This is a genomic window from Mesorhizobium sp. WSM4822, assembly GCF_055811155.1.
The window spans coordinates 216376-242681 of record NZ_JBVVQM010000010.1 but is presented as its reverse complement, the minus strand read 5'-3'; the positions used below and the strand labels follow the sequence as shown (position 1 = coordinate 242681).

Annotated in this window: 21 protein-coding genes; 5 read left to right on the top strand and 16 right to left on the bottom strand. The window is 62.9% G+C overall.

The window, feature by feature from the left end:
- Positions 1-5 precede the first annotated feature (5 nt).
- Complete coding sequence (locus AC0L3E_RS23265; RefSeq protein WP_473605693.1) at positions 6-1205, bottom strand: acetylornithine transaminase; 1200 nt, start codon at positions 1203-1205, stop codon at positions 6-8.
- Positions 1206-1563: 358 nt separating this feature from the next.
- Here AC0L3E_RS23265 and AC0L3E_RS23260 point away from each other — a divergent pair, with 358 nt between their 5' ends.
- Positions 1564-2082, top strand: a complete 519-nt coding sequence (locus AC0L3E_RS23260; RefSeq protein WP_127267146.1) for a GcrA family cell cycle regulator — start codon at positions 1564-1566, stop codon at positions 2080-2082.
- A gap of 126 nt (positions 2083-2208) precedes the next feature.
- Here AC0L3E_RS23260 and AC0L3E_RS23255 read toward each other — a convergent pair whose 3' ends face one another.
- The 3 genes from AC0L3E_RS23255 to AC0L3E_RS23245 form a co-directional block, all read right to left on the bottom strand.
- Positions 2209-3219 (bottom strand): magnesium and cobalt transport protein CorA, encoded by a 1011-nt coding sequence (locus AC0L3E_RS23255; RefSeq protein WP_127327671.1) that lies wholly within the window; start codon positions 3217-3219, stop codon positions 2209-2211.
- Between the two features lie 89 nt (positions 3220-3308).
- A complete protein-coding gene (gene phoU, locus AC0L3E_RS23250) occupies positions 3309-4034 on the bottom strand; it encodes a phosphate signaling complex protein PhoU (RefSeq protein ID WP_127319336.1) in 726 nt (241 codons plus the stop codon).
- Positions 4035-4147: 113 nt separating this feature from the next.
- The gene (locus tag AC0L3E_RS23245; protein WP_473605692.1) at positions 4148-5413 is read right to left on the bottom strand and encodes an ATP-binding protein; all 1266 of its coding nucleotides are present in this window, start codon (positions 5411-5413) and stop codon (positions 4148-4150) included.
- 222 nt (positions 5414-5635) lie between these two features.
- On the opposite strand from AC0L3E_RS23245, the gene ppk2 reads away from it, so the two are divergent.
- Positions 5636-6544, top strand: coding sequence for a polyphosphate kinase 2 (gene ppk2 / locus AC0L3E_RS23240; RefSeq protein WP_128308409.1), 909 nt, complete (start codon positions 5636-5638; stop codon positions 6542-6544).
- Between the two features lie 53 nt (positions 6545-6597).
- Here the strand turns inward: ppk2 and AC0L3E_RS23235 are convergent, their stop codons facing one another.
- From AC0L3E_RS23235 to AC0L3E_RS23225, 3 genes are all read right to left on the bottom strand, one after another.
- Entirely contained in the window at positions 6598-7347 is a 750-nt protein-coding gene (locus tag AC0L3E_RS23235) for an enoyl-CoA hydratase-related protein (RefSeq protein WP_013533649.1), read from the bottom strand.
- A 14-nt stretch (positions 7348-7361) separates the two neighbouring features.
- Positions 7362-8000 carry an acyl-homoserine-lactone synthase gene (locus AC0L3E_RS23230; RefSeq protein ID WP_013533650.1) on the bottom strand — a complete coding sequence of 213 codons (639 nt, stop codon included), beginning with the start codon at positions 7998-8000 and terminating at the stop codon, positions 7362-7364.
- A 96-nt stretch (positions 8001-8096) separates the two neighbouring features.
- Positions 8097-8828: a helix-turn-helix transcriptional regulator gene (locus tag AC0L3E_RS23225; RefSeq protein WP_128308408.1), complete on the bottom strand. Its 732-nt coding sequence runs from the start codon at positions 8826-8828 to the stop codon at positions 8097-8099.
- Between the two features lie 248 nt (positions 8829-9076).
- Between AC0L3E_RS23225 and AC0L3E_RS23220 the strand changes: the two genes are divergently transcribed.
- Positions 9077-9925 carry a transporter substrate-binding domain-containing protein gene (locus AC0L3E_RS23220; RefSeq protein WP_128308407.1) on the top strand — a complete coding sequence of 283 codons (849 nt, stop codon included), beginning with the start codon at positions 9077-9079 and terminating at the stop codon, positions 9923-9925.
- Positions 9926-9984: 59 nt separating this feature from the next.
- Here AC0L3E_RS23220 and AC0L3E_RS23215 read toward each other — a convergent pair whose 3' ends face one another.
- Positions 9985-10392: a tellurite resistance TerB family protein gene (locus tag AC0L3E_RS23215; RefSeq protein ID WP_013533653.1), complete on the bottom strand. Its 408-nt coding sequence runs from the start codon at positions 10390-10392 to the stop codon at positions 9985-9987.
- A gap of 162 nt (positions 10393-10554) precedes the next feature.
- On the opposite strand from AC0L3E_RS23215, the gene AC0L3E_RS23210 reads away from it, so the two are divergent.
- Positions 10555-12201 (top strand): lysine--tRNA ligase, encoded by a 1647-nt coding sequence (locus tag AC0L3E_RS23210; RefSeq protein WP_128308406.1) that lies wholly within the window; start codon positions 10555-10557, stop codon positions 12199-12201.
- Here AC0L3E_RS23210 and AC0L3E_RS23205 read toward each other — a convergent pair.
- The 8 genes from AC0L3E_RS23205 to AC0L3E_RS23170 all read right to left on the bottom strand — a co-directional run bounded on the left by AC0L3E_RS23205 (position 12167) and on the right by AC0L3E_RS23170 (position 21755).
- Positions 12167-13018 carry a thermonuclease family protein gene (locus AC0L3E_RS23205; RefSeq protein WP_473605691.1) on the bottom strand — a complete coding sequence of 284 codons (852 nt, stop codon included), beginning with the start codon at positions 13016-13018 and terminating at the stop codon, positions 12167-12169. The genes AC0L3E_RS23210 and AC0L3E_RS23205 overlap by 35 nt on opposite strands.
- Positions 13019-13027: 9 nt before the next feature.
- Positions 13028-13696 (bottom strand): S24 family peptidase, encoded by a 669-nt coding sequence (locus AC0L3E_RS23200; protein ID WP_127268614.1) that lies wholly within the window; start codon positions 13694-13696, stop codon positions 13028-13030.
- A 115-nt stretch (positions 13697-13811) separates the two neighbouring features.
- On the bottom strand, positions 13812-14366 hold the full coding sequence (locus tag AC0L3E_RS23195; RefSeq protein WP_473605690.1) for a thioesterase family protein: 555 nt from the start codon (positions 14364-14366) through the stop codon (positions 13812-13814).
- A gap of 65 nt (positions 14367-14431) precedes the next feature.
- Complete coding sequence (locus AC0L3E_RS23190) at positions 14432-16651, bottom strand: 3-hydroxyacyl-CoA dehydrogenase NAD-binding domain-containing protein (protein WP_473605689.1); 2220 nt, start codon at positions 16649-16651, stop codon at positions 14432-14434.
- A 14-nt stretch (positions 16652-16665) separates the two neighbouring features.
- Positions 16666-17874: an acetyl-CoA C-acetyltransferase gene (locus AC0L3E_RS23185; protein ID WP_473605688.1), complete on the bottom strand. Its 1209-nt coding sequence runs from the start codon at positions 17872-17874 to the stop codon at positions 16666-16668.
- Between the two features lie 33 nt (positions 17875-17907).
- The gene (locus tag AC0L3E_RS23180) at positions 17908-19077 is read right to left on the bottom strand and encodes an acyl-CoA dehydrogenase family protein (RefSeq protein WP_127270389.1); all 1170 of its coding nucleotides are present in this window, start codon (positions 19075-19077) and stop codon (positions 17908-17910) included.
- A 121-nt stretch (positions 19078-19198) separates the two neighbouring features.
- Complete coding sequence (locus tag AC0L3E_RS23175; RefSeq protein ID WP_127270390.1) at positions 19199-20989, bottom strand: acyl-CoA dehydrogenase; 1791 nt, start codon at positions 20987-20989, stop codon at positions 19199-19201.
- 307 nt (positions 20990-21296) lie between these two features.
- Entirely contained in the window at positions 21297-21755 is a 459-nt protein-coding gene (locus AC0L3E_RS23170) for a MerR family transcriptional regulator (protein WP_127270399.1), read from the bottom strand.
- A gap of 454 nt (positions 21756-22209) precedes the next feature.
- Between AC0L3E_RS23170 and AC0L3E_RS23165 the strand changes: the two genes are divergently transcribed.
- On the top strand, positions 22210-26217 hold the full coding sequence (locus AC0L3E_RS23165) for a peptidoglycan-binding protein (protein ID WP_473605687.1): 4008 nt from the start codon (positions 22210-22212) through the stop codon (positions 26215-26217).
- The last annotated feature ends 89 nt before the right edge of the window (positions 26218-26306 follow it).

Here is a 26306-nt window from a genome sequence, read left to right as displayed (position 1 = left end):
CGGGATTACTTCGCCGCGGCGGAAGCGATCGCCTCCGCCAGGCCCTTGGCGCCGGCGCGGATGCGGTTGAGCGCCTCATGGATCTCGGCGTCGGTGACGGTGAGCGGCGGCAACAGGCGAATGACGTTGTCGCCGGCCGGAACCGCCAGCAGGTGCTGGTCGCGCAAGGCCATGTTCACCTTGGTGTTGGGCATGGCGCATTTGAGGCCGAGCATCAGCCCGGCACCCCTGATGTCCTCGATGATTTCGGGAAACTCGTCGGCGACCGACGCCAGTCCCTGCTTCATCAGCAGCGCTTTGCGCTGGACATCTTCGAGGAAGCCGTCTTCCAGCACGACATCGAGCACGGCGTTGCCGACCGCCATGGCAAGCGGGTTGCCGCCGAAAGTGGTGCCGTGCACGCCAGCAGTCATGCCTACGGCCGCTTCATCCGTGGCAAGGCAGGCGCCCATCGGGAAGCCGCCGCCAATACCCTTGGCGATCGCCATGATGTCTGGCGTGACACCTGACCATTCATGCGCGAACAGCTTGCCGGTGCGGCCGATGCCGCACTGGACCTCGTCGTAGATCAACAGCAGGCCGTGCTGTTCGCACAATTGCCTGAGCCGCTTCAGCGACTGCGTCGGCACCGGGCGGATACCGCCCTCGCCCTGCACCGGCTCGATCAGGATGGCGGCCGTCTCCGGCGTGATCGCCTTTTCGGCGGCGTCGATATCGTCGAAGCCAACCTGATCGAAACCTTCGACCTTGGGGCCGAAGCCTTCGAGATATTTGTACTGGCCGCCAGCCGCGATGGTCGCCAGCGTGCGGCCATGGAAGGCGCCCTCAAAGGTGATGACGCGGAAGCGCTCGGGATTTCCTTTGACGAAATGGTAGCGCCGCGCCGTCTTGATCGCGCATTCCAGCGCCTCGGCGCCGGAATTGGTGAAGAACACCTTGTCGGCGAAGGTGGCGTCGGCCAGCCGCTCGCCAAGCCGGCTCTGCCCCGGAATCTCATAGAGGTTGGAAACATGCCAGAGCTTGGCGGCCTGCTCGGTGAGTGCGGCGACCAGATGCGGATGGCTGTGGCCCAGCGAATTGACGGCGATGCCGCCGGCGAAATCGAGATATCGCTCGCCCTTGTCGGTAACCAGCCAGGTGCCTTCCCCGTGGTCGAAGGCCAGGGGTGCGCGAGCAAAGGTCTCGTAAAGCGCCGAACCGCTCATTATATGCGTCTCCGGTACCGGAAAATCAAAAAAGCCGCCAAAGCGGCGGCCTGTGCGGCTTATCCCGTTTTTCGGCCATGAAGTCAACGAAAACGTCGCGTAGTGGCGCGCGGCAAGCCCTCCGACGGGACGCCGGCTCATCAGCGACCGGGCAAGTTGGGGAAAACCGAAAAAACCGATTCGTGTTGCACTTGGGACTCTTGTCACCGAGTCAGCGCATAGAGTAGTTGTAGTTGAGAAATAACTAGATTTCGTGCGGCGGACCTAATCACCAGATATATGTGGTGTCTGCCCCGGCAAATGTTGCCGGGTCGGGAGAAGGATTCCGATTGCCGCACGCTTAGAGGAGCGCGGTCTCATGAACTGGACTGACGAGCGGGTAGAACTCTTGAGAAAACTGTGGTCGGAGGGTCTGAGCGCAAGCCAGATTGCTGCGCAGCTTGGAGGGGTCAGCCGCAACGCGGTCATCGGGAAGGTGCATCGGCTGAAACTGTCGGGCCGCGGACGCTCGACCGCCACACCGGCACGCCAGAAGAAGGCAGCGCAAGGATCAACCGTCCAGAAATCGGTATCACGCGCTGCAACCACGGCACGCCATGTCACGACATCGATCGGCGCGACCGCCTTGCAGACGCAGTTCGACGCCGAACCCGTGGCACGCCATTACATCCGCCCGGTTGAGAATGTCGTGCTGCCGATCTCGCGGCATCTGCAACTGGTTGAGCTGACCGAGCGAACCTGCAAATGGCCGAACGGTGACCCGCTTTCAGAGGACTTCCATTTCTGCGGCAACGAAGCCGCCGAAACCGGACCCTACTGCAAATATCACGCCCGCGTGGCGTTCCAGCCGGCATCGGAGCGGCGGCGGAGTCGGTAGTTAGGGATTAGGCAGTAGGGCAATATGCTCTGAACCTCTTCGCCTACTGCCTACTGCCTACTGCCTACTGCCTACTGCCTACTGCCTACTGCCTACTGCCTACTGCCTACTGCCTACTGCCTATTCTCACAGCCACCCGTTCTTCCTGAACCGCCAGTAGAGAAACGTGCAGATGAGCGCGATAGCGCCCAGCACCACCGGATAGCCGTATTCCATCTTCAGTTCCGGCATACTGTCGAAGTTCATGCCGTAGATGCCGGCGAGCGCCGTGGGCACCGCCAGGATCGCGGCCCAGGAGGCGAGTTTCTTGGTGTTCGCCGTTTCCTGACTCTGGCCGACCAGGAGGCTGGCCTCGAAAGCGAACGCCAGCACTTCGCGCAGGCTGTCGATCTTCTCCTGGACGGTGCGGATGTGGTCGGTCACGTCGCGGAACAGCGGGTGCATGGCGGTATGTATCTGCGGCAGCTCGGCGCTGGTCAGCCGTCGGCAGACTTCGACCAGCGGAAGCGCGGCATTGCGCAGGCGCAGGAGATCGCGGCGCAGCATATAGAGCCGTTCGATGTCGGGAGCGGTCATTGGCTTCAGCAGAACCTTGTCCTCGATCGCCTCGACTTCGTCCTCGATCTGCTCGAGCACCGGCATGTAATTGTCGACGATGAAATCGAGAATGGCATAGAGGACGAAATCCTCACCCTTGGCCAGCGAGTGCGGGCAGCTTTCCCAGTGCTGACGAACGGCGGCATAGGACGTCGAGGGACCGTGCCTGACGCTGACGATGTAGCCTGAGCCGACAAACAAATGGGTCTCGCCGAAGGTGACCCGACCGTCGATCAACTGCGCGGTGCGGGCGACGATGAACAAGGCGTCGCCATATTGTTCGATCTTCGGCCGCTGGTGCGGGTGCTCGGCATCCTCTATCGCCAGCTCATGCAGGTGGAACTGCGCCTGGACGCGCAGCAGCAGGTTGCGGTCGGGCTCCAAAAGGCCGATCCACACGACATGACCGGATTTCTTTGCCCATTCGCCGGCTTCCTCGATGGGAATGTCGGCGATGCGGCGCCCCGCCGTGTAGACGCCGCAAGCGATAATGCCCGATATCGGCCCAGGCGCCGGGGTCAGGTTCCGAGCATTTTCCATCACGACCTCCCGGAGCAAATCCACGGGCGAGGATAGAGGCAAAGCCCGGAAAGCTTACTGTAAATCGGGTGACGGTTCGAGAGGCGCGTTCACTTCACCGGCTGCGTCTCGGAAAGACTGATTTTGTCGGTCTTGTCACCCTTGGGCCGCTCAGCCGGCAACTGATCGCCGGTGACGATGTAATAGATCGTCTCGGCGATGTTGGTGGCGTGATCACCGATACGCTCGATGTTCTTGGCACAAAACAGCAGATGCGTGCAGGGCGTGATGTTGCGCGGATCTTCCATCATGTAGGTCAGCAATTCGCGAAACAGCGATGTGTACATGGCGTCGATCTGGTCGTCACGATCGCGCACGAAGCCGATTTTCTCCACCGCGCGAGACGCGTAGACGTCGAGCACTTCCTTCAGCTGGGTCAACGCCAGGGTGGACAGAGCCTCGAGGCCGCGGAACAGGCTGGTCGGCTGGCGTCCATCGGTGACGGCGACCACCCGCTTGGCAACGTTCTTGGCGAGATCGCCAACCCGCTCGAGGTCGGCGGAGATGCGAATGGTCCCGACGATCTCGCGCAAATCCGCCGCCATCGGCTGACGCTTGGCAATGATGATGATGGCCTTGTCGTCGATTTCGCGCTGGCCCTCGTCCAGTACGGTATCGTCGCGGATGACCTTCTGGGCGAGGCCTGGGTCGGCATTGACGAGAGCGGTAACCGCCTGCTCGACCATGCGCTCGGCATGACCTCCCATCGCGGCGATGCGCTTCGACAGATATTTCAACTCCTCGTCATAAGCGCTGACGATGTGCACGGACTGCATGGCAAAATGCCTTCCCACGGGGTGTTTTGATTTTGAGTCGTTTCCTCGAATCCCCGCTGATACGCTAGCCGGATGACAGAAAAAAGAAACAGTCCCTTTGAATTAGGGCGATATCAGTGAGTCGGCAAATGAACCGAGAATGCCGCGCCGTTGCCGACTTCGGACTTGATCGAAAGCCGGGCGTTGTGGCGCGTCAGTATATGCTTGACGATCGACAGGCCGAGGCCGGTACCCTTCTGGGTCCGGCTGGTCTCGACGTCGACGCGGTAGAAGCGCTCGGTAATGCGCGGAATGTGCTCCTCGGGAATGCCAGGGCCAAAGTCCCTGATCGTCACGTCGATGCCCGGCTCTGATCCGGCATCGCTATGGGCTATGGATACAACCACCCGCCCACCCGACTGCCCGTATTTGCAGGCGTTTTCCAGGAGGTTCTCGAAAACCTGGAAAAGCTCATCGCGATCGCCAGGCACATGAAGCGGCCCATCGGCGTAGTGCCGCTCGATGGCGACGGCGTTTTCGCTGGCCAGCGGTCCGAGCGAGTCGATGACGCTGTCGACTGTCTGCCGCAGATCCACCTCGGTTCCCGGCTTCAGATAGGGTTTCATCTCGAGCCGCGACAGCGACAACAAATCGTCGATCAGACGCGCCATGCGGCCGGTCTGGCTCTGCATGATCTGCAGAAACTGGTCGCGCGCCGCCGCGTCGTTGCGGGCTGGCCCGCGCAGCGTTTCGATAAAGCCGGCGATTGAGGCGAGCGGCGTGCGCAGTTCATGGCTGGCATTGGCAATGAAATCGGCGCGCATGCGGTCGATCCGGCGTGCTTCGCTCTGGTCCTTGAACACCAGCACATAGAGATCGGTGGCGTGACCGACCGAGGACACACTCACCCGGTAGGCCCGTTCGACCGGCAGTTTCTCCATGTAGTCGACGACATCGGAGGCGATATCACCAGATAGTACTCCATCCAGCAGGGTTTGCATCTCCGGCGCCCGGAATTTCAACGACAGCGACATGCCTGGCGCGATGCCGCCGAAGGCGGCGAAGGCGGCGGCGTTGGCATGGACGATGGTGGCGGTCCGGTCGAAGATGATCAGCGGATCGGCGACGGCGGCGGCCAGATATTCACCCGAGAGCCGCTGCAGGCCGATGGCCTCGATGGCAGCGCCGCTGCCGGTGGATTGGCGCGCGCCGGCGGTCGGCAGTATTGCCGCTGCAAGCAGCAACAGCAGCGCCGCGGGGACGACATAGGCTGAAATCCCGGCCAAGGCATAAACAGCGAGAACCGCAACGAAGCCGGCCGCAAGCAGCCAGCGGCTATTCCACAGCCGTGCGGCCATGGTTTGCGTCATGCCTCTCTGCTCTGTGTCCAGGTCAGCCATTCGCTCGTGGACCTGCCCCCATGTCTTCGCACCCGGTCGCACGGTGGCGGAAAACTTCCACTAGACCGCTTGCCGCATGACCCCGAAAATCGGGATCGATTTTCGGAAAGGATCATGCGCAAATTAAAAGTGCTACAGCGTCCTTTGCGCATCCAAACGGACGCGCGACGCTATAGTGGCTCCCCATAGCATGAGTCCGGAAGCTGGAAAGGGTTCGTCTCGATGAAAAAAGCCAAAGAAAGTCCCGCCGCGCCAACTGCGGGGCCGCTGAAGATCAGGATCGGCGGCAAGGAGAGGGAGTTCGACATCGAAAATCCCGTGCTTCCCGACTGGGTCGAGGACAACAAGCTGACCGCTGGCGGCTATCCCTACGACAAGAAGATGAAAAGCGACGAGTATGACGAGATGCTCGAGAAGCTGCAGATCGAGCTGGTCAAGGCGCAGGCCTGGCTGCAGTCGACCGGCAAACGGGTGATGGCGCTGTTCGAGGGTCGCGATGCTGCAGGCAAGGGCGGCACGATTTTCGTGGTGCGCCAGTACCTCAATCCGCGCACGGCACGCAACGTGGCGCTGACCAAGCCGACCCCGACCGAGCTTGGGCAATGGTACTACCAGCGCTATGTCGACCACTTCCCGGCTTCAGGCGAATTCGTCACCTTCGACCGTTCCTGGTACAACCGCGCCGGTGTCGAGCCGGTGATGGGTTTCTGCACCCCGCAGCAGCACGAGCAGTTTCTTGAGGAGACGCCGCATTTCGAGCGGATGATCTCCAACGAGGGCATCCACTTCTTCAAATTCTGGCTGAACATCGGCCGGGAAACGCAGCTCGAGCGCTTCCATGACCGTCGCTACAGCCCGCTGAAGAGCTGGAAGTTTTCGCCCATCGACGTTGCAGGCATCACCAAGTGGGACGACTACACCAAGGTGCGCGACACCATGTTCGAGCGCACCCACAAGGAATTCGCGCCGTGGATCATCGTACGGGCCAATGACAAGCGGCGCGCGCGGCTGGCGATCATGCGGCGCATCCTGTCGTCTCTGCCCTATGAGGGGCGCGATCTCGAAATCATCGGCAAGGAAGACAAGAAGATCATCGGCGAAGGGCCGTCATTCCTCGGCAAGCAGGATTGACGCTTCCGCGCCGCGCGGCCTTGGCCGCGCGGCGCGTTCCTTGAGGCTTTCGCTCAGGCCGCGAGCCGGGCGATGCGTTGCAATCGCCGCAGCGTGGTGTCGTCCTGCAGCGCCTGCTGGAAAAGCGAAATCTCCTGATCGATGCGGTCGCAGAGGGCCTCGGTGTTCCCTTTCAGCAGGCCGCGCGTCTGCAGCAGGGCGGCGACCGGCTTCTTGACAAGCTGTCTCGCCCGGCCGAGCGCCGCTTCCTCGACGGTGCCGCCCGGCACGATCTCGGCGACGAGGCCGAGCGCCCTGGCGTCCTCGGCGCGAAGCGTGTCGCCGAGGCAGAAGAAGCGGAAGGCACCGGCGTAGCCGAGCTTCTGCGGCGCCAGGATGCTGGTCGCCGCATCCGGCACCAGGCCGAAATCGACGAACGGCACCCTGAACGTGCTCTCATCGGACGCGATCACCATGTCGCAGTGGAACAGGATGGTGCAGCCGACACCGACGGCATCGCCGTCAACGCAGGCAAGGATGGGCTTTGGAAACGTCGCCAGCGTGCGGAACAGGTCGGTGACGGCGGCGATCAGTTTCTGGTGCTTGGTGGCGTCGAGGAATTCGGAGAAGTCGCCGCCAAGACAGAAACAGCCTGCCAGGCCGCGCAGCACGACGACGCGAACCTCCTCATTGTCGGCGGCTTCATGGAAGGTCCTTGCCAGGCTTTCATAGGCTCTCCTGTCCAGCACCGGCCGGCCGTCGCTCGACGACACGGTGACGACCAGCGTGTGGTTGCGAAGTTCAGGTTGCGGGTGTGTGCTCATGGCTGTCTCCGATCTCATGACGCACGCCTTTGCCCGAGCATGTCGGGATATCCCCTGGCCAACACGGGAGCAAAATGATTGCGGCGCGACCGCACCACATCGAGTGTGTGTTCGTTGAAGGTCAGCAAGGTGGCGACGACCTGCTGGTTGCCATAGGTGCGCTGATAGCCCAGCGGGGTCGCCAGGAAATGCAGCTGCAAGGCGCGCAGCACCCACATCGGCTCGAACTCGATGATCACCTTGTCGACGCCGCGCTTCAGCCCCCACTCGACGAAACCGGCAATCAGTTCGGTGCCGACGGTCGAAACGCCACGACGGCCATCACGAAAACCGGGAGCCACCGCGTAGCGGGTCAATTCCCAGATGTTTGGACCCGATGGCGGCGTTCCTTCGGAAAGATCGGTCAAGACCTCGGTCAGCAGATGTGGCCGCGTCGTCGGCAACATCCTCTGATAACCCGCCACTTCACCGCCTCTGATGACGATCTGATGGACCGCCTCGTCGTGGTCGAACTGGTCAAGTTCGAGCCCGTCGGGCCGCCTGAGGTCATCCCACCCCATCTCTTCGACGAATATCTTGTAGCGCAAACGATGGACGGCCTCCCAAAGGTCGGGACGTTCCATCAATTCCTGGGTTGTAAGGGAAAAAAGCATTCCGCCGTCTCCTGCGTTCAGAGGAAGATACGGCCGTGCTTTGATGAGAAAATTGCGTGATCGCGTAGGCAAAAATTCCAGGTCGGCACGGCCGACCTAACTAATGTAGCCGCGCCGTATCGCTTCCGCGACGGCCTGCACCCTGTTGACGGCACCTAGTTTGCTTTTGGCGTTAAGAAGATGTTTCTCCGAGGTGTGTTCGGAAATGCCGAGGATTTGCGAAATCTCCCATTCGGACTTGCCGACGGCGGCCCATTGCAGGCATTCGCGCTCGCGCGGCGTCAGCACGATATGATCGATGGTGTTGTTCGCCATGGTGTGGAGCTGCATGGCGCGGCCAACCGCGTAGGTCGAGACCAGCGACACCTGGCCAAATTCGGCGGCGGACAATTCGACAGCCTCGCCGCCGAGCGACACCATGACGATCTGGCCGTCAAGCGTGATCAACGGAAAGGCCAATCCATCACGCAGTTTGAAGGCGCCGGCATCGCCCATCACCTCGCCGCTGCTCTTGTCTATGCGGATGCCCTGCGACGCCTCGTGCCACTGGAAGGGCGCCTGCAACTGTTTCATATGGCTGACGACCGGGTCATGATCGACATAGTTGCGCGCGACATAGCGCTCCAGCCATTCGCCCGGCCAATCGCAGAGAAGCACATGCTGCTTTTGCTGGCCGGCCGGCGTGCCTGGCTGCGGTACGGTTCCCGCCATCAGCGCGGTGAGGCCGAAATCCGATGTTATGCCCAGCAGCCTTTCACAGACCGCCGCCGCCGTTGCGGCGTGCTGCAGTTGGTCTATGTATTCCAGCGTGCGATCGAACTGACCCATCGCAACATCAACCCCATGTTGCCTCGTGCATTGCGGCCAATGATGCGTGCCTGATTTACACTTCGCCACCGACCACGGATTGCAAATCGCATACTTATTTTGTGGCTTCCCTCACCGAGGCGGCCGAAGCTGATTTGCAAACCGGCTAAATCATATCCTGAAATCGGCGGGTTGAAATCAAAAACCATTGTGCCTGTACCATTTTCGTACCAAAACCGGTGCGAGCACGACTGTGGCGGAGTTTTATCTTGGCGTTCCGGTGGAGGTCCTTCGCCCTTGCGATGCTGATCGGCTTGCTGTCGTTCGCCGACGGCGCGCGCGCCGCGGCGCCTCAGGTTCCGGTGCTGTGGGATGCCAAGGAGCGGCTGCCCAAGCCAGACCTTTCGACGCTGCCCCGGCTGAGGTTCCTGACCACCACGGACTTCCCGCCCTTCAACTTCCTTGACGGCGCGGGAAAGCTGTCCGGCTTCCATATCGATCTGGCACGCGCCATCTGCGCCGAGCTTGGCATTGTCGAAAAATGCCAGATCCAGGCCCTGCCCTGGGCCGAGCTGGAAGGCGCACTGCGGAAAGGCGAAGGCGAGGCGATCATCGCCGGCATCGCCGCAACACCGGAATCGCGCGCGACCTACGCCTTCTCACGCTCCTATCTGCAGTTTCCAGCGCGCTTCGTCATGCCGAAAGGCAAGGCGCTGACCGAGCCCATCTTTGACAAATTGCACGGCAAGCGTGTCGGCGTGATATCAGGCTCGGCGCATGAACGCATGCTGCGCGACTATTTCAACACGGTTCAGGTCGTCCCTTTCGACAGGCCGGAGGACCTCTATGCCGATCTCAAGGCCGGCAAGGTCGACGCCGCCTTCGGCGACGGCATGCGCCTGGCCTTCTGGCTGGGCGGCTCGGACGCGGCGGGCTGCTGCCGCTTTGCCGGCGGGCCCTATCTGGCGCCTGAATATCTGGGATCGGGCATGGCCATCGCCACCAAAGCGGACAATCCGGCGCTGGCCGCCGCGATCGATTACGCGCTGCAGGAGATTTCGATGAAAGGCACGTTCGCCGAATTTTATCTGCGCTATTTCCCGGTCAGCTTTTTCTGATCCGGTTCCGGTCGGCTTTGCCGGCCTGACCTGAACCTCAACAGCGCCCGGCCAAGAACTCAGGTCAGCGTGCGCAGCCGCGCCTTGGCCGCGCGGCCGATGGCAGCAACCGTCAGCGTGTCGAGATCGAGCTGACGCCGGATCAGCTGCAGCACCCGCACCTCTTCCATGCGCATTTCGAGGTCGACGGCGGCAACCTCGAAGGCGGCGGCATAGGCGGTGTCGCGCAGCCGCTCAGGCAAGACCTCGGCGACTTCAGCCAGCACGCCCTCCAGCCCGTCCTTTTCGTGCAGGCGCTTCTGGCAGTCCTGGGCAACGCCGACCAGCCTGTCGTGGTTGAAGTCCTCGAACACCGGCCAGGAGCGGACGACCTCGCCGATCCGCGCCAGTTCGACATCGGTCATGTCGCGGTCGGAGGCCGAGGTGATGACCATCAGATAGATCAGGGCTTCATGAGGTGTCGGCAATTTTTTCTCCTTGAACCGGGCCTCGAAGTTAGGAACGCCCGTTCTGCACCGCAAGGAAAAAGCGCCGCACGCGTTGACGCTCCGGCGCTGCACGCCTAGAGACCGGTTGAAAACCTTGCCGCGGCCCGCCTTCGGGCCGGCAAATGATTTGGAAACTGTGACATGGCGGGATCAAACATCATCGATCTCAACCCCGAACTGTTGGCGGCCGCGACCGAAAGCAAGGCGTGGCCCTTCGAAGAGGCCAAAAAGATCATCGAGCGCTACAAAGGCGCCGACTTCCCGCAAACAATCCTGTTCGAGACCGGCTACGGGCCGTCCGGCCTGCCGCATATCGGCACGTTCGGCGAAGTGGCGCGGACGTCGATGGTGCGCCATGCTTTCCGCGTCCTGACGCAGGATAAGGTCGCGACCAAGTTGCTGTGCTTTTCCGACGATATGGACGGCATGCGCAAGATACCCGACAGCGTGCCGGACCGCGCCGCACTCGAGCCTCATCTGCACAAGCCGCTGTCGTCGGTCCCCAACCCCTTCGGCGGCGACTATGCGAGCTTCGCCGACCACAACAACGCGATGCTTTGCCGCTTCCTCGACACGTTCGGCTTCGACTACGAGTTCGCCAGCGCGACGCAATACTACAAGTCCGGCCGTTTCGATGCGATGCTCAAGCGCGCCGCCGAACGCTATGAGCAGATCATGGCGGTGATGCTGCCGACGCTCGGACCCGAGCGGCAGGCGACCTACAGCCCGTTCCTGCCGATCTCGCCAAAGAGCGGCCGCGTGCTTTACGTGCCGATGAAGCATGTCGACGCCAAGGCCGGCACCATCACCTTCGACGACGAGGGCACCGAGACCACGCTTTCGATCACCGGCGGCCGCGTGAAGCTGCAGTGGAAGCCGGATTTCGGCATGCGCTGGGCAGCCCTTGGCGTCGATTTCGAAATGTTCGGCAAGGACCACCAGACCAATGCGGTAGTCTACGACCGCATCTGCAACATTCTGGGCGGACGGGCGCCGGAGCATTTCGTCTACGAACTGTTCCTCGACGAGAACGGCCAGAAGATTTCGAAGTCGAAAGGCAACGGGCTGACCATCGACGAGTGGCTGACCTATGCGCCGACCGAAAGCCTCGGGCTCTACATGTACCAGCGGCCGCGGCAGGCCAAGAAGCTGTATTTCGACGTCATCCCGCGGGCCGTGGACGAATACTATACGTTCCTCGCCGCCTATCCCCGGCAGGACTGGAAGGAACGGCTGGGCAACCCGGTCTGGCATATGCATGACGGCAACCCGCCCGCGATCGACATGCCGGTGCCGTTCTCGCTGCTGCTCAATCTGGTCAGCGCCTCCAACGCGCAGAACAAGGATGTGCTGTGGGGGTTCATTTCACGTCATACGCAAGGCGTGACGCCAAAGACGCATCCCGAGCTCGACCGGCTGGTCGGCCATGCGATCCGCTATTTCGACGATTTCGTGAAGCCGACGAAGACCTTCCGGCCTGCCGACGAGGTCGAGCGCGAGGCGCTGGCAGCCCTCGACGAAGCGCTTGGGGCGCTGCCGGCCGACGCCAACGGCGAAGCGATCCAGAACGCCTCGCTCAACGTCGCGCGCAGGATCGAGCGCTATCAGGATCATTCCAAGCAGAGCCCGGAAGGCGGCCCCGGCGTATCGGGCGCCTTCTTCCAGATGATCTATCAGGTGCTGATCGGCCAGGAGCGCGGCCCCCGCTTCGGCTCGTTCGCAGCGCTCTACGGCGTTGCCGAGACACGTGCGCTCATTGAGCGGGCGCTGGCTGGTCAGCTGGCTTGAGCACGCCGTCGACCTCTTCCAGGATCGAACCCGGCGCCTGAGGGGCCGGGCGTGGCGCGGCCGGCATCGCCGGCATGCCGGACAGATCGGGCGCCGATCCGAAAATGCCCTTCTTCGCCGTGCGTGCCTTGTCGCCAGCCTCGACATATGGTCCGCCCTTGGCGGCGCGCGCCCAGCCATTTTCGACCAGCCATTGGCCGATATCCTGATTGCCGATCCGGCATTCGGCGGCGATCAGGTCGCGGCCGCCCTGCGGCGGCACCGTGCAGACCACCGCGCGGCCGCGCAGGAAGGCGCGGAACGCCGTCCGCGCACGGACGCCGCATGGCCAGGTTTTGCCGTCCTCGCTACAGGTCTCGTCCTGCCTGACGATGTCGATGCCGGAAACCGCGACCGAGTAGCCCTTCGCCTCGATCAGGCCGGCGGCCGGCGCAACCGGCTGGAACAGCTTTGTGCCGTTCCAGTCGTCGGGCATTTTCGGCTTGGGCGGCACAGCCAGCGCGAGTTTGCTCAACGGCTCGCGCGGCTCGACCCGTTCAAGCCCGTCGGCGGGCAGTTCCGGCGGCGCGACGATTTCGGGATCGATCGCCCTTGAATGCGGCGCCGGCTTTGGCGGCTGCGGGGCTGCTATGGCCGATGTGGCCGGCTCCTGCGGCACCGTCCCGGCAGCCTGCTGCGCCATCGTATCGGCGCCCGGATCAAGCTGGTCCACCGTGATGACGCTTTCACTCCCTTTCAACGTGCGACCGCCAGTGACGACCATGGCCGCCATCACAGGGACCATCAGAACCGCCAGCGCATGATGGAGAAGCCGCACCAGCCGGACCTATTGGCTTGCCCAGACAATCCGCGCCACCCATTCGACATCGCGCATGGGAATATCGCGGTCGGGATGATCGGGATTGAGCGAGACCAGCGCAATGGACTTGACGGTCTGGCGCTCGAGCACCTTGGCCATCACCTCGCCTGATGTGGTCTTGACGACGACGCGATCGCCCTTGCGGGTGACGGCGCCCGGTTCGACGATGAGGACGTCGCCATTGCGGTAGAGCGGCAGCATGGAATCGCCTTGCACCTGCAGCGCGTAGGAACTCTCGGTCGATTGCGCCGGCAGTTCGATCAGATCCCAACCCTGCCCGACTGGAAAGCCGGCATCGTCGAAGAAGCCGCCGGCGCCGGCTTGGGCAAAGCCGAGCAACGGCACGGAGCTTCTGCGGGCGACCGAAGCGGCATGGCTGGTCGAAGCACCATTGCTGATCCCGGGCCGGCCTTCGATCAGACCGGTGAATTCGTCGAGTGAGGCGCCCGTCGCCTCGATGATCTTGGCCAGAGATTCGGTCGAGGGCCAGCGTGGTCGGCCATCCGACGACAAACGCTTCGACTTGTTGAAGGCAGTGGAATCGAGCCCCGCACGCTTGGCCAAACCCGAGGCCGATAGCGAATAACGCTTGGCAAGAGCATCGATGGCAGCCCAGACTCGGTCGTGCGAGAGCATGCTCGCTCTCCTTCGGTGCAGGAAAAAATACCTTTCCCTTCTAGTCTTGGAATGTCGTTTTGTCCACCAGTCGTGGAGTGGTTGCAAACGTTTCCGTCGATCGCGGAAAGTCCGACTACCGGGATCGACCGACACCCTTGGCCAAGCTGCGCAGACCCTGGTGCGATGTCATGAAAATCCGCTCCGTTTGCGTCGGTGGCCGCGGGTTCACGGCACGACCAAGTGCCGCAACGACCTCGCCAATCTCAAGAAAGTTGCGAGCCTTGCGATCGTAGACGCCGGCTGTCGTCAGGATCAACGCGGCCGTCTCGCCATTGTCGAGGTCGAAGCGGTGCTTGCCTACAACCTGGGTGCCTTCCCAGGTCTCGATCGAGGACACCACTTCGAAGCGGCGCCACAGCCTGATCTCGCGTGCATAGACCGCTTGCAGTCCGCCCATCATCGGCGCCCAGCCATTCTTCCTTGCCAGCGTGATGAGGCCTGCACGAACAAACAGGTCGATGCGGCCGAGATCGGCCAGCATCATGTAGCGCGCATTGTTGAGATGGATGTTGAAATCGATGTCGGTCGGCAGGCAGCGGAAAGCCAGCCGGCCTTCGCCGCCCATCGCATAGGGGCCACGGCTGCGTGCCGTGGCCATCATGCGCACCATGCGCGCCCAGACATACATTACAGCGCCCCATGTCCTCTTGGACGCGCGAAGGTCGCTGCAAGACGCTTGATTTTGCCCATGCGTCAGGCTGCCTGCTTCACGTCGCCTTTCGCATAGGGATCGAAGCGCTGGTAGAAGGTCTCGCCCTTCTCGGCCATGTCGAGCAGCAGCTTGGGTGCCTTGAACTCGGCGCCGTATTTCTTCTGCAGGTTCTTGGCGATCTTGACGAACGCCTTGGCGCCGATGCCGTCGATGTAGGACAGCGCACCGCCGGTGTAGGGCGCGAAGCCGAAAGCGAGGATCGAGCCGACATCGGCCTCGCGCGGGTCGGTGACGATGCCTTCTTCCATCACCCGCGCCGCTTCCAGCGCGATGGTGACCAGCAGCCGCAGCTGCAGTTCCTCATAATCGACCTTCTCGGGTGCAAGCTGCGGATAGAGCTCCCAAAGGCCCGGCCACAGTTTCTTCTTGGCTGGCTTTGCCGGGTAATCGTAAAAACCCTTGCCATTCTTGCGGCCGAAGCGGCCGTGATCGTCGACCATGGTGTCGATCAGCGCCATCTGCTTCGGATCGACCGCCTTGTCGCCCAGATCCCTGATGGTCTGCTTCATGATCTTCTGGGCAAGGTCGATGGCCGTCTCGTCGGTTAGCGCCAGGGGGCCGACCGGCATGCCGGCAGCCTTCGCCGCGTTCTCGATCATCGGCGCGGGAACGCCCTCGATCAGCATCTTGTAGGCTTCCGACATGTAGCGCAGCACGCAGCGATTGACGTAGAAGCCGCGCGTGTCGTTGACGACGATCGGCGTCTTCTTGATGGCGCGAACGAAGTCGATCGCGGTGGCCAGCGCCTTGTCGCCGGTCTTCTTGCCCAAAATGATCTCGACCAGCATCATCTTGTCGACCGGCGAGAAGAAATGGATGCCGATGAAATTCTTCGGCCGCGCAGAATTCTTCGCCAGGCCGGTGATCGGAATGGTCGAGGTGTTCGACGCGAAGATCGCCGATGGCTTCAGCACGGCTTCCGCCTGTTCGGTGGCGCTCTTCTTCACGCTCGAATCCTCGAAAACGGCCTCGACCACCAGATCGCAGCCGGCAAGGTCGGCATAGTCCGCCGTCGGCGTGATCAGCGACAGCAGTTTGTCCTTGTCCTCCGGCTTGGCGCGGCCCTTCTTGACCTGATCCGAGATCAGGCTATCGGAATGCGCCTTGCCCTTGGTCGCCGACTCCAGATCACGGTCGAGCAGCACCACCGGGATGCCGGCCTTGGCAGTGACATAGGCGATGCCGGCGCCCATGAAGCCGGCGCCGAGAATGCCGACCTTCTTGAACTTGGTTTCGGGCACGCCGGCCGGGCGGCGGGCGCCCTTGTTCAGTTCCTGCAGCGACACAAACAACGAGCGGATCATCGCCGCCGCTTCCCTGGTCTGCATGATCTCGGTGAAATAGCGCTGCTCGATGCGCAAACCGGTGTCGAACGGCACCAGCAGGCCTTCATAGACGCATTTGAGGATCGCGGCGGCGGCCGGATAGTTGCCGTAAGTCTCGCGACGCAGGATGGCGATGGCCGGCGGCCACAGATTGAAGCCGGCGGGCGAATAGATCTGGCCGCCGGGCAGCTTGAAACCTTTCTCGTCCCAAGGAGCGACCGGCTTCAGGCCATTCCTGATCATCGCCTTGGCGGTCTCGACGAGCCTGGCCGGCTCGGCGATCTCATGGATCAGGCCCATAGACTTGGCCTTCTGCGGCGACAGTGTCTGGCCCGAGGTCAGCATCTGCAGCGCCTGCTGCTGATCGGTCAGCCGCGGCACGCGCTGGGTGCCGCCGGCGCCCGGGAAGATGCCGATCTTCACCTCGGGAAGTGCCATCTTCACCTTGTCGCTATCGGCGGCGACACGGCCGTGGCAGGCGAGCGACAATTCGAAGGCGCCGCCCATGCAGGTGCCGTTGATCGCCGACACCCACGGCTTTCCGCAAGTTTCCAGCTTGCGGAACAGGCCGGTCATCATGCCGGCATTGTCGAACAGCGCCTTGGTCGCCCTTTCGGCGTCCTTGCCCTTTTCCGCGGCGAAGGTCGTCAGCATCTTCTGCAACAGGGTAATGTCGGCACCGCCGGAGAAGGTGTCCTTGCCGGAGGTGATCACGGCGCCCTTGATGGCGGCGTCACCAGCCACCTTGTCGACAATGGCGTTCAATTCCCGCATCGCCTCTTCGGTGAAGACGTTCATCGAGCGGCCAGGCATGTCCCAGGTGACCAGCGCAATGCCGTCGGCGTCGATGTCGAGGGTGAAATTGGTGTAGCTCATCGTTTCTCTCCCCGTCAGACGCGTTCGATGATGGTTGCGGTTCCCATGCCGGCGCCGATGCACAGCGTCACCAGAGCGGTGTTGAGATTGCGGCGCTCGAGTTCGTCCAGCACGGTGCCGAAGATCATCGCGCCGGTGGCGCCGAGCGGATGACCCATGGCGATAGCGCCGCCATTGACGTTGATCCTGTCGTGATCGATGTCGAACGCCTGCATGTAGCGCAGCACCACCGAAGCGAAGGCTTCGTTGAGCTCGAACAGGTCGATGTCCGAGAGCTTCATCTTGGCGCGCTTCAACAGCTTCTCGGTGACGTCGACGGGGCCGGTCAGCATCAGCACCGGCTCGGAGCCGATGTTGGCGAAGGTACGAATGCGCGCGCGCGGCTTCAGCCCCATCGCCTTGCCGGCTTTCTTCGAACCGAGCAGCACGGCGGCGGCGCCGTCGACGATGCCGGACGAATTGCCGGCATGATGGACGTGATTGACCTCTTCCACCTCGGGATGCTTCTGCACGGCGACGGCATCGAAGCCGCCCATTTCGCCTGGCATGACGAAGGACGGGTTGAGCGAGGCCAGCGACTGCATGTCGGTCGACGGGCGCATATGTTCGTCATGGTCGAGGATGGTCAGGCCGTTCTGGTCCTTGATCGGGATGACGGAGTTCTTGAACCGGCCATCGGCCCAGGATTTGGCGGCGCGCTTCTGGCTCTCGACCGCATAGGCGTCGACGTCGTCTCTGCTGAAGCCGTATTTGGTGGCGATCAGGTCGGCCGAGATGCCTTGCGGCACGAACCAGCCGGGCAGGCCTACGGACGGATCCATGAACCAGGCACCGCCGGAGGCGCCCATGCCGACACGCGACATCGATTCGACGCCGCCGGCAATGACGATCTCATCGGCGCCCTGGGCGATCTTGGCGGCGCCGAAATTGATGGCGTCGAGCCCGGAAGCGCAGAAGCGTGAGATCTGCATGCCGGGCGCCTTGGTGTCGTAGCCGGCCTCGAAGGCGGCGGCGCGCGGAATGACCGAACCGGCTTCGCCGACCGGATCGACGCAGCCGAAGATGATGTCATCGACAGTGCCGGTGTCGAGCCCATTGCGATCGCGCAGCGCCTCAAGCGTCTTGGCGGCAAGCCGCACCGCCGGCACCTCGTGCAGCGATCCGTCCTTCTTGCCCTTGCCGCGCGGTGTGCGCACGGCGTCATAGACATAAGCTTCAGCCATTTGCTTGCTCCTTGGGTTTGCCTGATGCCGCTCTCAGAGAGAGCGGCCGATCAGCAATTTCATGATCTCGTTGGTGCCGCCGTAGATGCGCTGGACGCGGGCGTCGCGGAACATGCGGGCGATCGGGTATTCATTCATGTAGCCATAGCCGCCATGCAGTTGAAGGCATTCGTCGACGACTTTTCCCTGCAGGTCGCTGAGCCAGTACTTGGCCATCGACGCGGTCACAGGATCGAGGCCGCCGGCGATGTGGCGGGTGACGCAATCATTGTAGAAGACGCGGCCGACGGTGGCCTCGGTCTTGAGTTCGGCCAGCTTGAACTGGGTGTTCTGGAAATCGATGATCGCCTTGCCGAACGCCTTGCGTTCCTTGACATAATCAATGGTCAGCGCCAGCGCCCGCTCGATCATGGCAATGGCGCCGGTGCCGATCTGCAGCCGCTCCTGCGGCAATTGCTGCATCAGCTGGACGAAGCCCTGCCCTTCCTCATGGCCGAGCAGGTTGGAGGTCGGCACGCGCATGTCGTTGAAGAACAGCTCCGACGTGTCGTTGGCCTTGAGCCCGATCTTGTCGAGGTTACGGCCGCGCTGAAAACCTTCGACCTCGTCGGTCTCGACGACGATCAGCGAGGTGCCCTTGGCACCCTTCTCCGGATCGGTCTTGGTGACGACGATGATGAAGTTCGCAAGCTGGCCGTTGGTGATGAAGGTCTTGGAGCCGTTGATCTTGTACTGATTGCCATCCTTCTGCGCCCGCGTCTTGACGCCCTGCAGGTCGGAGCCGGCGCCCGGCTCGGTCATGGCGATGGCGCCGATCAGCTCCCCGGTCGCCAGTTTCGGCAGCCATTTCTTCTTCTGCTCCTCGGAGCCATAGTGGAGGATGTAAGGGGCGACGATCGAATTGTGCAGGCCGATGCCGAAACCGTCGACGCCGACATGGCCGATGGCCTCGATGATGGCGCTCTCATGCGCGAAGGTGCCGCCGGAGCCGCCATATTCCTCCGGCATAGAGGCGCAGAGCAGGCCGGCGGAACCTGCCTTCAGCCAGCTCTCACGATCGACCATCTCGTTCTTCTCGAACTCGTCGTAGCGCGGCGCGATCTCCTCCGACATGAAGCGATGCGCCATGTCGTAGAGCATGCCGACCTCGTCCGCCGCCCAAGCGGGCTTCGGAAGGCCAAGGATTTCAGCTGGGTTGGTCATGCTGGTATGATACTCCTCCCGACATGCATCATCGAAACTGAGGCCGGCGCACTGCCGCAGCGACCCCTCCCGACCCTTCGGGCCACCCTCCCCTCAAGGGGGAGGAGGACGCCGATCATCTTTAGAACGCTTCCGCCGGCAGTGCCATCAATGTGTCGGCGCCGCTCGAAATGCGGGCGAGATGCGCCGACGTCTCCGGCATGATCCGCTCCATGAAGAAGCGCCCCGTCACGACCTTGTTGTCGTAAAAAGATTGCGCGCCATTGGCGTCCGTCTTGCCAAGTGCCACCTTGGCCATCTGCGCCCACATATAGCCCAGAGCGACCAAGCCGAAGAGATGCATGTAGTCGGTCGAGGCGGCACCGGCATTGTCGGGCTTGGCCATGCCGTTCTGCACCAGCCACATGGTGGCGGCCTGCAAATCGTTGAGACCTTTCTTCAGCGCCTTGGTGAATGGCGCCATCTTCTCGTCGGAGCGGTTCTCCTCGCAGAACTCACCGACTTCCTTGAAGAAGGCCTGCACGGCGCGGCCGCCATTCAGGCCGAGTTTGCGGCCGACGAGGTCGAGCGCCTGGATGCCGTTGGCGCCTTCATAGATCATGGCGATGCGGGCATCGCGCACGAACTGGCTCATGCCGTGCTCTTCGATATAACCGTGACCGCCGAACACCTGCTGCGCCATGACGGCGTGGTCGAAGCCCTTGTCCGTGAGCACGCCCTTGACCACCGGTGTCATCAGGCCGGTGTAATCGTCGGCGGCCTGGCGGTCCTTGTCGTCGCCGGAGCGGTGGGCAATGTCGGACTTGATCGCCGTCCACAGCGCCAGCGCGCGGCCGGCCTCGTTGAAGGCCTTCATGGTCATCAGGCTGCGGCGGATATCGGGATGGACGATGATCGGGTCGGCCTTCTTGTCCGGCGCCTTCGGCCCCGACAATGAGCGGCCCTGCAAACGGTCCTTGGCGTAGCCGACAGCGTTCTGATAGGCGATCTCCGACAGCGACAGCCCCTGCAGGCCCACACCAAGGCGCGCCTCGTTCATCATCGTGAACATCGCCTTCAGGCCGCCATTGGCCTCGCCGAGCAGCGTGCCCTCAGCCTCGTCATAGTTCATGACGCAGGTCGAATTGCCATGGATGCCCATCTTCTCCTCGATCGAGCCGCAGGAGACGGTGTTCCTGGTGCCCGGATTGCCCGATGCGTCGAGCTTGAGCTTCGGCACGATGAACAGAGAGATGCCCTTGACGCCTTCCGGCGCACCCTCGATGCGGGCCAGTACCAGATGGACGATGTTGTCCGACATGTCGTGTTCGCCGGCCGAGATGAAGATCTTCTGGCCTGAAATTTTATAGGTGCCATCGCCGTTCGGCACCGCCTTGGTCCGCAACAGGCCCAGATCCGTGCCGCAATGCGGCTCGGTCAGGTTCATGGTGCCGGTCCAGGCACCCTCGATCATCCTCGGCAACCATGTTGACTTCTGCTCGTCGGTGCCGTGGGTGATGATCGCGGCGATCGCGCCTTGCGTCAGGCCCGGATACATCATCAAGGACATATTGGCCGAGACCATATATTCGGCGACGGCGGTATGCACGGCATAGGGCAGGCCCTGGCCGCCGAACTCGACGGGTGCGGCCAACCCCATCCAGCCGCCTTCGCGATACTGGTCGAACGCCTCCTTGAAGCCTTTCGGCGTGGTCACCGAGCCATCGTCGTGACGCACACAGCCTTCCATGTCGCCGACACGGTTCAGCGGATGCATGACGTTTTCGGCGAGCTTGGCGCCTTCGGCCAGGATCGCCTCGAGCACATCGGGCGTGGCGTCGGCAAATCCGGGAAGGTTCGAATAACGCTGATAACCCAGAACCTCGTTGAGCACGAACAGCGTATCCTGGACCGGAGCCCTGTATGTCGGCATGCTTTTTCTCCACCCTGCAAACCCGGTCCGAATGCCCCGAAGACAAGCCAGGGGCGGCATGCGGACCCATATTTAGGAGCGGGATAGCAAAAATTGACGTTTGCGTAAACGTCAATTTTTTCGATGCGACAAGATTCCCCGCCCACTGGAGCAATGAGCGTAGCGGCGCGACGTTGCGCAAGCCAGCGCCGAAAGGCCATGAGAGTGGGCCAGGACAACGAAAAGCCGCGTGGCAGGCCACGCGGCTCGACAGAACTCAGACAATCAGCAGACGACTTGGTCTGCCGCAAATCCGAACGGATTTGTTTTAGCTGGCGGCGCTCGCCTGCGGCGCCGAACGCTCGCTCAGCATCTGGCGCACCGCCGACATCGAGCCGCTCAGCTCGTTGATGGCGTCGTCGATCAGCGCCCTTTGCTTCTGCAGGCGGGCAAGCTGCTTTTCCGATTTGTCCAGCGCGAGCTTGAGCTGCTTGGTGTTTGAACCGGTCGGATCGTAGAGATCCATCATCTGCTTGACGTCACGCAGCGAGAACCCGACCTTGCGGCCGAGCAGGATCAGCTTTAGGCGGGCCTTGTCGCGGCGCGTGTAGAGACGGGTCGACCCGTCACGCTGCGGGTTGAGCAGGCCTTTGTCTTCGTAGAAACGCAGCGTGCGCAGCGTCACTCCATACTTTTTCGCCATCTCGCCGATGCGGACGAGGTCCTCGCCGGTTTCGGCAGATATATTGGTATTGGCCGCGGTCTCGCCGGCCGAGATAAGCTTCATGGTCACTGGCTTTCCCCGTCTGGTGGCGTCGCGGTCTCGGACCGTGCGTCGCCTGACTGGAAGCGGGGGCCTGCTTCCAGTCGTGGTTTCAACAAACAAATCGCAAACATGCGCTCAATGCGCCTTTTACGTTTACGTCAATTCTATACCGATTGCCGCATGATGACGCAAGGGCGTTCTGCGCGCCGCCCTTTATGCCGCACCGTCAGGCCGGCAGCCGGCATCCTTTCATTTCTTAAGTTTGGTTAACGCGTTGTTTACCACGTTGGGGGAAATGTGGGCGCGTCGGCTACCCGTGTTTATCCTGTATCGAATTTTTCACGGTTTTTCGGAGCGCGGGCGAGAGCCTGGGAAGCTCGTCTTCCGCCGCGGCATCGCCGCCGGTCGCCTTCGTTCCGATAGGGACCTGGGGGAACTGGCCGCGAGCCAGCCATTCTGAAAGACGGACGCACCGATGAACAGCAAGCGGTCCTATCTCGACACACTCAATGCCGGCAGGCAGCGCAGGCCGCAGACCACGCTCGAGCAGTTGAACCAGTCGCTGGAGACACTGGAGCAGCGGCTGGAGCGGACGCGCGAGGATCCGGTGGCACGTCCCGAACTCCGCCAACCCGATCCACGCCAATATGGCGCCGATGCGCGCTATCCCGCGGCCCGGCCCGCTGGCCAGCAGCGCTGGTACGAGGACCCGCAGCCCGCGTCGCGACCGAAAAGCCCGATTCAGGGAGCCGCCGCTTTCGAGCAGAACTACCAGGCCATTGCCCGCGACATTGATCGCGTGCGCGGCCAGGAGGACGGCGTTGCCATGGTCGGCAAGATCGCCGGCGAATTGCGCGGCATGCGCGAGGAATTGCGCCACCAGATGACCGCAGGCCTGCAGCGGGAATTCGAAGCGCTGCGCAAGGACATCGAGCGGGCTTTCCAGTCAGGGGCAAGGCCCGGTGCTTCGGCCAAGGGCAGTGCTGAACTCGGCCTTGAGTTCGAGCGGCTTTCGGGCGCCATCCAGACACTGGCCGAGAAGAGCGACGACAGAAGCGTCAACATGCTGCGGCTCGAACTCGAACAGGTCAAAGCCGCACTCGAAACGCTGGCACGCGAAGAGAGCGTGCAGAAGGTCGACCGCCGCTGGGACGATTTCGATCGCCGGTGGACGGCGTTCGAAGACCGCGTCGACGCCGACCAGCGCAAGCGCTCGGACGACCCGGGCCTGTCTGCTCTGACCGCCCGGCTGGAACAGATCAGCAATGCCGTCAACAATTTGCCGGAATCGTTGTCGCTGCGCTCGCTGGAGGAGAAAGTGCGCACGCTTGCCGGTGCTGTCGACCATTTCGCCAGCCAGCAGGACAATCGCGGCAGCGACACGCTTGGCATGATCGACGAGCGGCTGGACGAGATTTCCCGCGCCATCGTCGCATCCACGGTCGCCGCGCAAGCCAATTCATTCGACCACGAGGCTTTCGAGCGCATCGAGAGGCGGATCGACTCACTTGCCAGCCAGATCGAGGAAGTGGCGCAGGATCGTCCGGGCAACGCGGTCATGGACCGGTTGAGCACGCTGTCGGGCCGGGTCGACGAACTCGCCGGCCGCGCCAATCTGCCGGAGCAGGCGATGGAGCGCCTGGCCAAGCAGATCGCACTCATCGCCGACAAGATCGACCAGGCACCAGCCATGCCTGACGCCGACTACATCTTCCATGGGCTGGAGCAGCGCTTCGACGTGCTGTCGAGCATGATGGAACGCCGCCAGGGTGACGCCATCGAACAGGGCAACATGCTGTTCCGCGATCTCGAACGCAGGCTGGATGAGGTTGCCGACAGGCTGGACCAGCGCATGCCGCAGATCGACAGCGCCGGCATCATGGACGCCATCGATGCCCGCTTTACGGCGCTCGCCAAGCGTATGGAAACGCGTGTACCCGATCCCGCGGGCGAAGCCGCAATCCGCGGCCTGGAGAGCCGGCTCGAAGACATTTCAAGCCGGCTGGATGCGTCGGCCGCGCAGGTGGCCGGCATCGATCCGGCGCTGATCCGCAGCCTGGAAGCACAGGTTGCCGGCCTGTCCGCCCATCTTTCCAGGCCCAGCACCCCGCTGCCGGAATTCGAGGACATCAGCCCGCGTCTCAACGAAATTGAAAAGTCGCTCGCAGGAACCCGCGATTCCATCCTTGGCGCAGCGCGCGAAGCCGCCGAGAACGCGGTGCAATCACTTGCCGGTTCGAGCGCCAATACGACCGCTGTTTCCGGCCTCGCCCAGGATTTGAAGACGCTTGAAACCCTGACGCGGCGCTCCGACGAGCGCAATTCGAGAACGTTCGAGGCCATCCACGACACGTTGCTCAAGATCGTCGACCGGCTGGGCTCGCTCGAACCCGGCGAGCCGGTCGAGGCGATGAGCGAATTGCTGGACGCGGCACCGGTCGAGCCGAGCAACTGGCGCGGCGTGCGGCGACCCAAGATGGCCGTAGACGCGCCATCGATGGATATCGATCAGCCCCTGCCATTGACTGGGGACTTGGCCGATCTCGGTGGCCGTGCCGCCGCCATCCTGCGCAACGAGCCGGGTGCTCGTAGCGATCTGGGCGGCCTGGGTATGGGAACGCGCACGCCGGCCGAAGCCGCAGCGGCTGCGGCCATGGCTGCTCTCGGCTCCGACACAATTGTCGAGAAGAACGAACAGGCGGGCGGCCGCAGGTCGATGTTCGGCGGACTGGCCCGCGCCTTCAAGGGCAAGAAGGAGGCGGACATCCCGCCACTGGCCGGCTCTGCGCCGACTGCCCCGATCCCGAGCGTCGATCTCGACGAACCGCTCGATCCGAAAATGGCCAACCGGCCGCTGGAGCCCGGTTCCGGCGCACCTGACCTCAACGCCATCATGAAGCGCGTGCGCGACGAGCGCGGCCAGCCTGCCAAGCCCAGCGACACCGACGCCGCGAAGTCGGATTTCATCGCCGCTGCCCGGCGGGCGGCCCAGGCCGCGGCCGCCGAGGCCGATGCGCTGAAGCGCCAGTCGACGGTGACCGGACCGGTGAAGGCACTGCGGATCGGCGACCTGCTCAAGGCACGGCGCAAACCGATCCTGATGGGGACAACCGCGATCCTGCTGGCACTGGGCGCCCTGCAACTGGGCAAGGCCTTCTTCGCCGATCCGGCCCAGGTGGCGAGCAACGATGTTGCGCCGATCGTCGCCTCGCAGCCGGTGCAGACCGCCTCGCTCGATCCCGCCGGCCAACCTAAGATGGACGCGCAGCCCGCGGCAGTGGAAAGTGCGCCTGACCACACCGTCAGGCAGGCCGAGCCGTCCGCACCGGCAACCAAGGACGACATGGCCGCGCAAAGCATGATTGCCACGCCGCCAGGCGCCGAGCCGCCGATGGATGCCGCGCCGACCGCAGAGCGGGTTCCCGCGCCCGTCGCCTCGATTACATCGGCCGATGCGAACCCGGCGATGTCCGGGACGACAGCCTCGGCTGCGCCGGCCTCGACCGTTCCGGTCGCCGCGGAAGCCGCCGACACCGACGCCCAGCCTATGGCGACTGAGCCGACCGCCGCCAAGGACACCACGGGCGCGGTCCCGCCAGCGGACGCCTCGCCGGCGATGACGACGAAGTTCGACATTCCCGCTGACGCCGGCCCGGCCGCCTTGCGCGATGCCGCCGCCAGCGGCGACGCCAAGGCGCTGTTCGAAATCGGCTCGCGCTATGCTGAGTCACGCGGCGGCAAGGAAGACATGGCGGCAGCCGCCAAATGGTACGAGAAATCGGCGGAACTCGGCTTCGCGCCGGCCGAATACCGCATCGGAAACTTCTACGAAAAGGGCATCGGCGTCGCGCGCGACATCAAGAAGGCGAAGACCTGGTACCAGCTTTCCGCAGCACAGGGCAACGCCAGCGGCATGCACAATCTGGCCGTCCTGTTCGCCATGGCGGCAGACGGCGTGACCGACAATGAATCGGCCGCGCACTGGTTCCAGGCAGCGGCCGATGTCGGCGTCAAGGACAGCCAGTTCAATCTCGGCATCCTCGCCGCCAAGGGCGTCGGCATGAAGCAGAACCTCGAGGAATCCTACAAATGGTTCGCGCTCGTCGCCAAGACCGGCGACAAGGATGCCGCTGCCAAGCGTGACGAGATCGCCAATGCGCTGCGGCCCGAGCAGCTCGAACGCGCCCGCGCCGCGACTGAGCTGTGGAAGGCCAAGCCGCTGGATGCAGCGGCCAATTCGGCCGACATTCCCGAGTCCTGGCAGGACGGCGCGCCGCAGACGACAGCCAGCATCGACATGAAGAAGGCCGTCCAGAACATCCAGCGCATTCTCAACAAGAACGGCTATGACGCCGGCGGCGCCGACGGCAAGATGGGCCAGAAGACGAAGACCGCGATCATGGCTTTCCAGACCGACAACAAGATGCCGGCGACCGGCGAAGTCGATGAAAAACTGGTCAAGGCACTGCTGGCGCGCAAATAACGGCAGAGGCGTCGTTTCCACGACGCCCTTGCCACACATTCGCCTGTTAACTGATTGAGATGTTTTTTGTTTCGGTGGCGTAGCGCGGT